Raw genomic sequence first — 10,717 nt, forward strand, 5'->3', positions numbered from 1 at the left:
GCGTGCCCGGGATGGGGCCGGTTCCTAGAGTTTGACTCGATGTCGCGAGCCCAAAGAGTCCCGTCACTCTCCTGGGCTGCAGAGGAACACCGAAGGTGGCCCCACTGCATGCGGCTCACCCAAAAACCGCCCCCAGGCAGAGGTGGATCACGCAGGCCTCAGAGCCGGTCAACGGGTCGAAACCGCCGCGAGCAATACCACCTCGGATAGCACCAGGGGTGCTGGAATCACCGTCATCGAGGAGTCCGCCATTGAGCCCTACCGCCGTCGCCCCATCGAGACCGCAGCCCGTCTCGGTTCGGGGATCAGCAGGATCAGGTCGAGACTTCGATACCCGCTTCCTCCATCATCCCTCGGTGCGAAGGATGATGACGTTCGCGTCAGTCGGCGCACTCGGTGCCGTGCTGAACCTGTTGATCATGGCAGCCCTGCTGGGTGTCGACGCCCACTACCTTGCGGCGTCCATAGTGGCCACCGAGCTCACCATTATGAGCAATTTCCTCCTCCATGAGCGGTTCGTTTTCCACGACCGGCTCGGGGGCCGCCCGTTTATGCACCGGTTGCTGGCGAGCTTCGGATTCAACAACATCGAGACCCTCGTGAGGATCCCAGTGCTGATGGTCCTGGTTACCCACCTGCAGATTCACAGCATCGCAGCCCAGGCCGCCACGCTAGCGGCTGCCTTCATTCTCCGCTTCGCGTTCACTTCCAGTGTCATCTACCGAAATCGTCCGGAGACCGGCCTGCCCCAGGCGGCCTCCCTGACTGAGGAGCACACCGCATGACCACCGTCTCTGAAGTTATTGCCGTGAACCAGACCTCGGCTCTTCCAGAAGAACCCCATGCCAGGCAAGTGGTGCAGAAGTTCGGCTGCGACCACTGCACCGAAGAGTCATACGAAGGATCGTCGTGCAACTGACAGTGAAAGCACCCGCCGACCAGGACACCACTCCGGCCACAACGACTGCCGAGGCGGCCGGCCTGGACCTCTCCGGTCTGAACCGACCGGGGCCCCGGATCATCTCCCTCATCCCGGCGCACAATGAGGAAGAGGGGATCGTCAAGACCGTCCGCAGTCAGTTCGCTCAGTCCATCCAGCCGGCACTGATCATCGTCATGGCGGACAATTGCACGGACAACACGGTCCAGCTGGCCCGTGAGGCTGGCGCCCAGGTGGTGGAGACCATCGGCAACAAGGCCAAGAAAGCGGGAGCTCTCAATCAGGGCCTCGCGTTGGTCATGCCACTGCTCGAGGATGAGGACTACATCCTCGCGCAGGACGCGGACGGAGAGCTCAGCACCGACTTCATTAAGAATGCCTTGTGGGCTTTCGACGTCAAACCGAACCTGGGCGGCGTCTCCGGTTGCATCGTGGCCCGCACTCCGACGAACTTCATCGAGAGGGCTCAGGCCATCGAGTACGCCCGCGGAACCCGCCTCATGGGGCGGCAGGGTGGCAAGGTCCATGTCCTGTCCGGCGCCGCGGCTGTATTCCCGGTGCATGCTTTCCGTGCCATCGCCTCTGCGCGCGGGAAATCCCTGCCCGGTACGGCCGGCACCGTCTACATGGAGGATTCACTCACCGAGGACTACGAATTGACCTTGGCCATCAGGCATCTGGGCATGGATTGCACCAGCACAAGCCGTTGCCCGGTGGTCACAGACATCATGCCGACCATTCAGATGCTCGAGGTCCAGCGTCTGCGCTGGTACCGAGGCGCCATGGAATCACTTTGGCTGTACGGGTGGAACAAGATCACGCGTCTCACGTGGGGAGGTGTGGCCTTCACCTTCTTCTCCTCGTTGCTCTTCCCCATGGCCCTTCTGGCGCTGGTCCTCAGCTGGCTCTTGTGGGATGTCGCGCCGAACCCCCTCTACTGGTTCCTCCTGCCCATCTTCATGGCGGAGAACATCGTCGTGGCGGTCCGCCTAAAGGACAAACCTTCATTGCGGACTGCCATCCTCTTTGTCCCGCTGTGGATCTACGACAACGCGATGTTCGTCGTCTACTGGCGGGCTCTGTTCGATGCCGTGCGCCGAAATGCGCGCGTCTGGATCACCTGAGGGGAGGGAAGAGAAATGTACGGAGCAACTGAGAATGTCGCGGCTTCAGGCGTCGCAGCAACCGCACTCGCAGCGACTGGCCTGGATGTGTTCTGGATCATCGTCTCCGGTGTCGCATTCATCATGGCAGGCATCGTCTTGACACGGCTGAGGCCCAAGGAGGAGTTCTGAGGATCGTGGCGGCCTTGGCTATCCAGGCCGCCACCTCCCCGGAGAGAGTCACCATGCGAAATCACTTCACCCCTATTTCTCTGGCCCTGCTGGCCGCCCTGGCCCTGGCCGGATGCAGCAGTTCCACCACGGTGCACCCCACGCCGATCCCCCGAACGGAAGGCCCGGTCCAGGCCGTGGATGTTGATCACCTCCCCGAGCTGACTCCCCCGGCGACCTGCAGCGGATACGTCGCCCTGACGTTCGACGACGGACCCACTCAGACCACGAAGGACCTGCTGGACATCCTCGGCCACTACAGCGTTCCGGCGGCCTTCTTCAACCTCGGCCTCCAGGAGAAGAAGATGCCGGAACTCGTCGAACGGCAAATCAGCGAAGGCCACCAGGTGGGCAACCACACGATGACGCACCCCGAACTCCTGAACATCCCATTGGACGAGGCCTTGGATGACATCGACTCCGCGACCGTGGTCCACCGCGACCTGCTGGATCGCTCCCACACGCTGTTCCGTCCACCTTACGGAGGGACCGACGAGCAGATCCGGGAGGGCGCCGAGAACCGGGGCATGACGGAAGTCCTGTGGACTGTCGACTCCAAGGACTACGAGGCCACCTCCGCCGAACAGGTGATCGAACAGTCCCAGGGCATGACCGACGGCGGTGTGCTCCTCATGCATGACGGCAAGCCTCTGACGGTAGAGGCACTGCCCCAGATCATCGGGAACTACTACGACCAGGGAATGTGCTTCGGCCAGATCACCACGGTCGACGAAGAACTTCCCTCCAACATGGGCATCACCCATCGAGCGCGTGCCACCGAGCAGGAAGCCACACCATGAGCACCATGACCCTGACCCGCCACGAGACCACGACGGTCCCCAGTGCAGCTCGGACCCCGAAAAAGCGCCTCCGGTTCAAGATGCAATGGGTCCTCCTGGGGATCGTCGTGGTCTACGTGGCGATTCTGGCGATCCGCCTGCGCAACACGGCCTTTATTGACGAGGCGCTGTACATCAATGCAGGTCATGCGTACCTCGCCCATTGGTTCGACGGTCAGCCACTGGGCAACGCCGGGGCTTTCTTCTCCGGGCTGCCGACGCTCTACCCGGTCCTGGCTGCGCTGCTGGACACCCTAGGCGGGCTCTACCTGGTCAGGCTCTTCAGTCTCGCTTGCATCCTGGGTGCGGGCTTCCTGATGTACGGTACGGCGCGGCACCTCTGGGGTGAACGGGCCGGCCTGCTCACCGCAGCCACCTTCTTGCTTTCCGGCCCGGTGGTCTACATGGGCTGGCTCGGAACGTTCGACGCCGTCGTGGTCGCGATGCTCGCCCTGGGGCTCTGGCTGGGGTTGACCCGCACGGGAATCCCCTCCGCGGTCCTGTTGGCGGCCGTGCTCACACTGGCGGTGCTGACCAAGTACACCGCTGGGGCCTTCGTGCCCGTTGTCCTGGCCGCAGTCCTGGTTTACGGCACGAGGGGATTGTTCCGATCCATCATCGCGACGGGGGCCGTCGCGGTCTCTCTGACCACCGTGTGGATGATCTGGGGCGCGGACATTGGCCGCGACATCGCATTCACCACCACCGACCGTCAAGCCCTGTCTCCCATAGGAACGGGAGAACTACTGGGACTACTCACCGATCACCTGGGACTGCTCATCCTCCTCGCGGCCCTCGCGCTGTTCCTGATGTTCCGCGAGCGCGGGTGGCGACTGTCCGTCTTGGGCCTCGGCCTGGTGCTAGCCTCAGCGATGCTGCCTATCGGCCAGATAATCCTGGGAGAGGCTGTCTCCTTCGAGAAGCACCTCGCCTATTCCGTGCTGATGCTCTCCCTGCCCATCGGCTGGAGCCTGGCGCGCGTCTCCCGCTATCCGCTAATGGTCACGCCCGTGGTCCTCACAGTCATGATCATGGCCCTGTTCCCCCTCGTCCGCGCGGACTCCATGTACCGCTGGCCAAACGTGGCCGGCGTGGTTGAGGCGATTGATTCCGACCCGCAGCCGGGCCTGTACATCAGCTCGGCCACGGACTCGATCAGCTACCACACCCGTGCGGTCCCTGACATCTCGTGGGAGACCACCTTTGAACTGTATTACGGGGGCGAGGAAGCTATCCGGGGGGCCGTGGAGAACGAGCGATACCAGTCGGTGATCCTCCGCACATCCAGCGTCGGCAATGCCGAGCAGGACGATCTTCAGGCGGTGTTCCTGGAGGAGCTGGAGAAGAGCCCGTCATACTCCCTGGCGTTCGAACCGTTCCCGGTGTCCTCCAACAACCCGGACGACCTCTGGCTCATCTTCTCCCGACGTTGAACCACCACCGAACCATCAAGGAATGAGGCCGAGTGAAGCAGAAGAAAAGGTCCAGAAGGCTCCTCGCCATGGCGATCGTGCTCGGCACGGTGAGCATCGGCGGGATGGGTTCCGCGGTGGCGGCCCCCTGTGTCTGGGGCACGCAGTGCGTCTCTGTCACCATGCCCGCCCCCGCAGACGGGTCGGAGCTCAGCGGAGACGTGGAACTCGAGGCCACCGCCCGTGTCACGCAGGCCTCAAGGGGCTCGATCGTCAAGGTGGAATGGTGGTTGTATCACCCCGACTTCACCCGGCAGGTGCCGGAGAACGGCGAGGGCAAGATCCTTCTCGACGAGGCCCCCGCCCCGGCCAGCGGCAGTACTAGCAATGGAACGTGGCGTGGCGAGTGGACGGTCTCCCAGCGGATGACCACCCGTGACGGAGCATACGAGCTTCTCGGCACGCGGACCTACACGCTGCCAGACTCCCCCGGATACAAGATCGAGGCCCATGTCCTGGATGAGGAGTGGGTACGGACTTGGGGAGGCCCTCCCGGACGTAGCGATGCGGCAGACGTCACCATGGATTTCGGCGGCACCACTCCGACTCCTACACCAACGCCCACGCCGACCGCCACCCCCACCGCTACGCCGACACCGGTCCCGGACGGCCACGTCCGCATCGGCACGGCCACCCGCAAGCTCGATGGGACCAACGTCTACCGCAGCACCGGCCAGCTCATCAGGTATACCGGCACGAAGAGTCCGGCGAATCCCTACGGAATCGAGGTCGCAGTCGGCAGGGACGGCAAGATCACCAGCATCTCGCGTTACGAGGAGGGCGTGGCCATCCCCAGCGGCGGTTACGTCCTGTCCGGTCACGATGAATCCGGTGCGTGGCTGACCACTCACGCCGAGGTCGGCGGGCAGGTCCAGCTGGGAGGGAGCTCAACCTCTCCGACACCCACCCCGACCCCAACCCCGACATCAACCCCCACGGAACCCCCTGCCTCGAGTGAATTGCAGATCGGCTCGGCAAGCCGGGCCCTGAACGGGACGAACATCCCCCGCGCCGCAGACTTCCTGGTCCGCTACACCGGCACCAAGAGTCCGGCCAACATGTGGGGCACGGAGGTTGCGGTCAGCCGCGACGGAACGATCACCTCGTTGAGCAAGCGTCGGGAGGGCATGGCCATCCCCAACGGAGGCTACGTCCTGTCCGGTCACGGCGAATCCGAGCGGTGGTTGGAAGCCAACGCCCCGGTCGGCGCACATGTGACCCTGCCGGGCGGGACGACCCCCGCCCCGTCGCCCACGCCGACGCCTACACCGACACCCACCGATCCGCCGGAAACCGGTTTGACGGCCACGGGCCGCTGGTCGGTTCAGGACAATCCGCTGCCATCCCGGGCCATCCACTCGACGTTGCTGCGCGATGGCCGGGTGCTGCTGCTGGCCGGTTCCGGCAATGACACCGGTGACTTCGACGCGGGCACCTTCAAGAGCGCGGTCTGGAACCCGACGAACGGGACCTACAAGGAGATCCCCGTCCCCTATGACATGTTCTGTGCCGGCCATGTCACCTTGCCGGACGGCCGGGTGCTGATCAGCGGTGGCACGGAGGGTTACGCCGGGCACAATGGCGCCGTCGGTTACGTGGGTTCCAAAAAGTCCTACATTTTCGACCCCGCCGATGACACCTACACGGCGGTGAACGACACCATCGAAGGGCACTGGTACCCGACCCTGACGAAGCTGGAGTCCGGCAACATCTGGTCGGTCGGCGGCTACGATAATCGCGACGGTGAGGCCAAGGTCTCGACCGCCGTCGAGATGTTCGATTCGACGGCCGAAGAGTGGCTGCCGGCATCGGCGACCACCCAGACCAACAGGTACTGGGGTACCTACCCACACTTCTTCCTCATGGCCAACGGCAACCTGTTCTTCACCGGCGGTTATACGTTCGGATCTTCGCCGTCGTCGACGGGTTCGGTCATCCATGACTGGCGCAACGGGACCAGCGGCGACATCAGTGGCCTGCGTGACCGGCAGTTGCGCGACCAGGCCAGCTCGGTGCTGCTGCCGCCTGCCCAGAACCAAACGTTCATGATCGCCGGTGGCGGCTCGACCGACCGAGGCGGGGCAACGAACAGCGTCGACCTCATCAACCTCAACTCGGACATCCCCACCTGGGTGCCCGGACCGAACCTGCCCGGGCCGGAAGGCCGGATGTACGTCAACCTCTCGACGCTTCCCGACCGGACTGTGCTTGCCTCCAACGGCAGCACCGGACCGCGTGCGGGCAACGTGCTCAGGGCGGCGAACTACAATCCCGCGACCAATGAGTGGAAGACGGTGGCGGCGGACCCAATCGGCCGCAACTACCATTCGTCCTCCCTGGTCCTGATGGACGGTCGGGTCGCGGTATTCGGATCAAATCCGGCCGATGGTTCCTTCGAGATGAAGGTCTCGATCTTCGAACCGGGATACCTCTTCAAGGGTGACCGCCCAACTATCACGAAGGCCCCGCGGGAGGCCGGCTACGGTGACTCGTTCGACCTGGACGTGACCGGGAACGTCGTGAGCGCATCGCTCACGGCTGTGGGTTCCGCCACCCACCAGACTGACACGAACGCGCGTCTGGTGGACCTGCCGATCAGCGGTTCTGGTGCCACCCGCCATGCCAGTGTCCCGTCAAATCCCGCACTCCTGCCTCCCGGACCGTACATGCTCACGGTCCTGGATGCAGACGGTGTCCCCTCGGTCGCGGAGATGGTGAATGTGCAATGAGGACCCAACGTGCCGCACTCGCCGCAGCAGGCTTCCTGCTCCTACTGACTGGGTGTTCCGGTCCCACGGCGACGGCGGGGTCGACGCCGGAGCACATTCCCGTGGAGGCACCAGACTCGCGGCCGGATTCCGAAGTCGACAAGGCCAACGTGCCGATCGCTGCAGTCGCACCCGAGGCCGAGGACGTCAACGATCCTGAACCGGAACAGGCCGAAGGCATCAAGATGACCTCAGACAAGGGCAAGGGGCTAGATCCCGATGATGTCTCCGACACCGCCATGGCGGGTGGATGTGTACCGGGATACGGCTCCGGCGGAGTCTGCCTGCCACCCGTCCCACCTCGGCTCGCCGAGGAGCATGCTGGCCACGCGGGGATGAGCGGCATGGAGATGGCCGCGTTCTACAACTGCAACGATGTCCGGGACCTCATCCCCCGGGGCATTGAGACGGTCGGGGACCCTCTCGGGCTTGATTCCAACGGAGACGGAATCGCCTGCGGGAAGGGCGATGACGTTTGATATCCGAAACACACCAGGAAGGGCGGCAGGGGCCGGCTCATGATTACCCGACGCTTCTTTCTGTGTGGCGCGGCGTGGACGGCGGGAGCCCTCGGAACGGTGCCGCACCCTGAAGTCCGGGAGAGTCAGGGGCCGCGGCGTCATGGAGATCTTCGCCCCCAGCCCGTCCCGGCTGGCTACCCCTACGACCGAAGGATCTCGGAAGTCAGGAGCAAGATCATGGTTTCGCTTCCGCAGCGGGTGGTCGCCGGATACTGGACGTCCTGGGGTTCACCTCTCAGGCTGACCGAGATTCCACCGCAATACAACACGGTGTTCCTCTTCCACGCCACTCCCGTCGGCGGCGCACCCGGAAGCACCGGAGCCGTCCAATGGAGCGCTGTCGGCGATGGACGCGGAGCGGCTACCCATTTCACAGCGGACCTCGCCCAGTTTCGCAGGAATCGGACAGCGATCCTCACCGTCGGCGGCTCGCGGCAGCACGTCGACCTGTCCACTCGACTCCGCGCTCAGACGTTCTTGGACAGCATCAAGCGCATCTACGGCGAACTCGGCGGATTCGACGGTCTCGATTGGAACAATTATGAAGGTGAGCAGCAACCCGACACCGACCAGATGATCTGGATCTCCCAGCAGCTCAAGACCACCTACGGCCAAGACTTCGCTATCACCAGTCCGCCCGCTCCGTGGCGTCCCGCCGACGTCAGGCACTGCAAGGCGATGATCGACGCTGGCGTCCTGGACATGGTCAGCCCGCAGTATTATGACGGCCCCGGACTGGCCGATGAGAAACACATCGTGGAGTCCGTGAACGAGTGGGTGGCCATCATGGGTGACTCTAGCCGCGTCGGCGTAGGCGTCGGCCTGGCGAACGCGACAAACTACTCCACCCATGCCACCGTCGAGGGAGCATGGAAGACCTTGGCCGGCCGTCACCCCCAACTTCGGGGCGCGTTCAACTGGAACATATCGACCGACGAGAGGATGGGCTGGCCGTTTGCCAATTACGTTGGCCCCCTGATGATGAAATTGACCCTACCGGCCACCATGCCGCCACTGACGGTGCCACCCATCATCCCGGTTTTCGCGTCCACCCTGAAACGAGACAACACGGAAGAGTCAGAGGCCACGAGCGGCGACATAGCCGAGAATCACGGCATGACCGACAAGTAAGGGCCAACGCACTCATCTGAATCCTCAAACCGGAGTCGGTGCGTGGGGGCTGGCCCCAGCATCAGCGAAGAAGCCCTGCACTTCTGGGTCCTCAAAGCCGAGGCCGCCATCTACCGTGTTCTACGCCCAAGTCCGCGGCCATAGGATCGTCAGCGACCCTACAAACGCCTTCAAGGACCGAAACCGCAGCGCGCTTGACGCGGTACACCGGGGTCACGTTGCTTGCCCAACGCCACCCCGCGTTGGGATACCGGCCGTCGCTCGACATCAAGGACGATCTCTCCGCCATATTTGGACTGCCGCCTGAAGCCGATTGGCGCGTCCATTCCTTAGGTGTCACGACCTCTGTAATCAACCATCAAGGCCAGGCCCCGCCTCACCATCGACCGGCCTGGCCTGATTGACTCCCTCATCCGGCCGCATTCCGAAGAACCGCCACATCACCCGAATGCCAGTTGGCCGTCAGCAATTCCACGATTCCGTCGTCGTCGAGGTCGACCGCATGCACAGCAAATGGTGTCAGACCAACCGGAACACTCAGCGGGGCTCCGTATCCTCCTTCGCCATGTCCAAGGAGCACCGTTAGCGACGTTTCGGCCGATCCGTTCGGATAGTTTCCGTGGGTGTTAGCTGTGACGATGTCGAGGATCCCGTCCCCATTCAGGTCCGCGACGGTGGCTGCCTTCGGTCTAGACCCGACCTCGTGGAAGACAGTTTCGGCGAACGTCCCATCCGAGCGTCCTTGAAGGACTCCCACAGCGTCGTCGAGTTCAGCCGTCACCAGCAGATCGGGGATGCCGTCCCCGTTCAGGTCCGTCAGCTGGAGGTTGTGCGGCCCGAGACCCGACCAGTACTCCACCGGATCGGCAAATCCCCCGACCCCGTCGTTCAACAGAACCGTCACGCGGTTGGAGCCGTAGGCGGCGACCGCCAAGTCCCTTCCACCGTCGCCGTTGAAATCCGCGGACACCAACGAGTGTCCGGCGTTCCCAGCCGGGTGGAAGACGGCGTCTCCGAGACCCCCAGCACCGTCGCCGGACAGGACTGCGAGATCGTCCCCGCCCCAACAGGCCACCGCCACATCAAGGATCTCGTCATCGTCGAAGTCCGCGATCTCTACCTCGTGAGGCCGCAGGCAAGCCTCATAAGTAACCCCTTCCGCAAACGAGCCGTCGCCGTTCCCCGAGAATACCGAGATATCGTCACCGCCCGTGGAGTCCTGGTTGGCACTGACAATGTCCAATGTCCCGTTCCCATCGAGGTCGGCGACCGCGGCGAACTTGGGGAACGTCCCGGGACCGGACGGCAGCAGGGTGGGGGGCTGGAAGGTCCCGTCACCGTTGCCGCGGGCCACACTGATGCCGTCGAGACCTGGGACCGCAGCAACTAGATCCGCTGAGCCGTCACCGTCCAGATCGGCTGTGGTGACCGAGTGGGTGTTCGCACCCGTGGCCACCGGCTCGAGCGTCTCCATGTCCCAGATCGGATCCTCAGTGCCCGGGTCCGTGGGGTCCGGATCAGTGGGGTCCGGATCAGTGGGGTCCGGATCAGTGGGGTCCGGATCAGTGGGATCCGGATCAGTGGGATCCGGATCAGTGGGGTCCGGATCAGTGGGATCCGGATCCGAGGGATCATCACCACACTCAACCCGGGCCTCAGCCCAGTTCGCGTGGTCCCACCACTCGTTGTCCCCGGCATCACCCACAGCCGTA

At 63.8% G+C, this 10,717-nt stretch carries 9 protein-coding genes; 8 read left to right on the forward strand and 1 reads right to left on the reverse strand.

The features are described from left to right. Positions 1-365 precede the first annotated feature (365 nt). The 8 genes from AB0K08_RS05055 (at position 366) to AB0K08_RS05090 (ending at position 9,005) form a co-directional block, all read left to right on the forward strand. Positions 366-785: a GtrA family protein gene (locus tag AB0K08_RS05055; protein WP_363352305.1), complete on the forward strand. Its 420-nt coding sequence runs from the start codon at positions 366-368 to the stop codon at positions 783-785. Next, a complete protein-coding gene (locus AB0K08_RS05060) occupies positions 782-919 on the forward strand; it encodes a hypothetical protein (protein WP_363352307.1) in 138 nt (45 codons plus the stop codon). The genes AB0K08_RS05055 and AB0K08_RS05060 overlap by 4 nt, the downstream gene beginning before the upstream one ends. Further along, complete coding sequence (locus AB0K08_RS05065) at positions 910-2,064, forward strand: glycosyltransferase family 2 protein (RefSeq protein WP_363352309.1); 1,155 nt, start codon at positions 910-912, stop codon at positions 2,062-2,064. The genes AB0K08_RS05060 and AB0K08_RS05065 overlap by 10 nt, the downstream gene beginning before the upstream one ends. 176 nt (positions 2,065-2,240) lie before the next feature. Then, positions 2,241-3,074: a polysaccharide deacetylase family protein gene (locus AB0K08_RS05070; RefSeq protein WP_363352311.1), complete on the forward strand. Its 834-nt coding sequence runs from the start codon at positions 2,241-2,243 to the stop codon at positions 3,072-3,074. Next, positions 3,071-4,546, forward strand: coding sequence for a glycosyltransferase family 39 protein (locus tag AB0K08_RS05075; protein ID WP_363352313.1), 1,476 nt, complete (start codon positions 3,071-3,073; stop codon positions 4,544-4,546). The genes AB0K08_RS05070 and AB0K08_RS05075 overlap by 4 nt, the downstream gene beginning before the upstream one ends. A 200-nt stretch (positions 4,547-4,746) precedes the next feature. After that, entirely contained in the window at positions 4,747-7,314 is a 2,568-nt protein-coding gene (locus AB0K08_RS05080) for a galactose oxidase early set domain-containing protein (RefSeq protein ID WP_363352315.1), read from the forward strand. Between the two features lie 149 nt (positions 7,315-7,463). Next, positions 7,464-7,832, forward strand: a complete 369-nt coding sequence (locus tag AB0K08_RS05085; RefSeq protein ID WP_363352317.1) for a hypothetical protein — start codon at positions 7,464-7,466, stop codon at positions 7,830-7,832. Between the two features lie 219 nt (positions 7,833-8,051). Then, positions 8,052-9,005 carry a glycosyl hydrolase family 18 protein gene (locus tag AB0K08_RS05090; RefSeq protein ID WP_363352319.1) on the forward strand — a complete coding sequence of 318 codons (954 nt, stop codon included), beginning with the start codon at positions 8,052-8,054 and terminating at the stop codon, positions 9,003-9,005. Between the two features lie 409 nt (positions 9,006-9,414). Here the strand turns inward: AB0K08_RS05090 and AB0K08_RS05095 are convergent. Continuing rightward, positions 9,415-10,717 (reverse strand): VCBS repeat-containing protein (locus AB0K08_RS05095; protein ID WP_363352321.1); only part of this gene is annotated, 1,303 nt, incomplete at its 5' end.

Origin of the sequence: Citricoccus sp. NPDC055426, assembly GCF_040677445.1 — a bacterium.
Lineage (GTDB): Bacteria > Actinomycetota > Actinomycetes > Actinomycetales > Micrococcaceae > Citricoccus.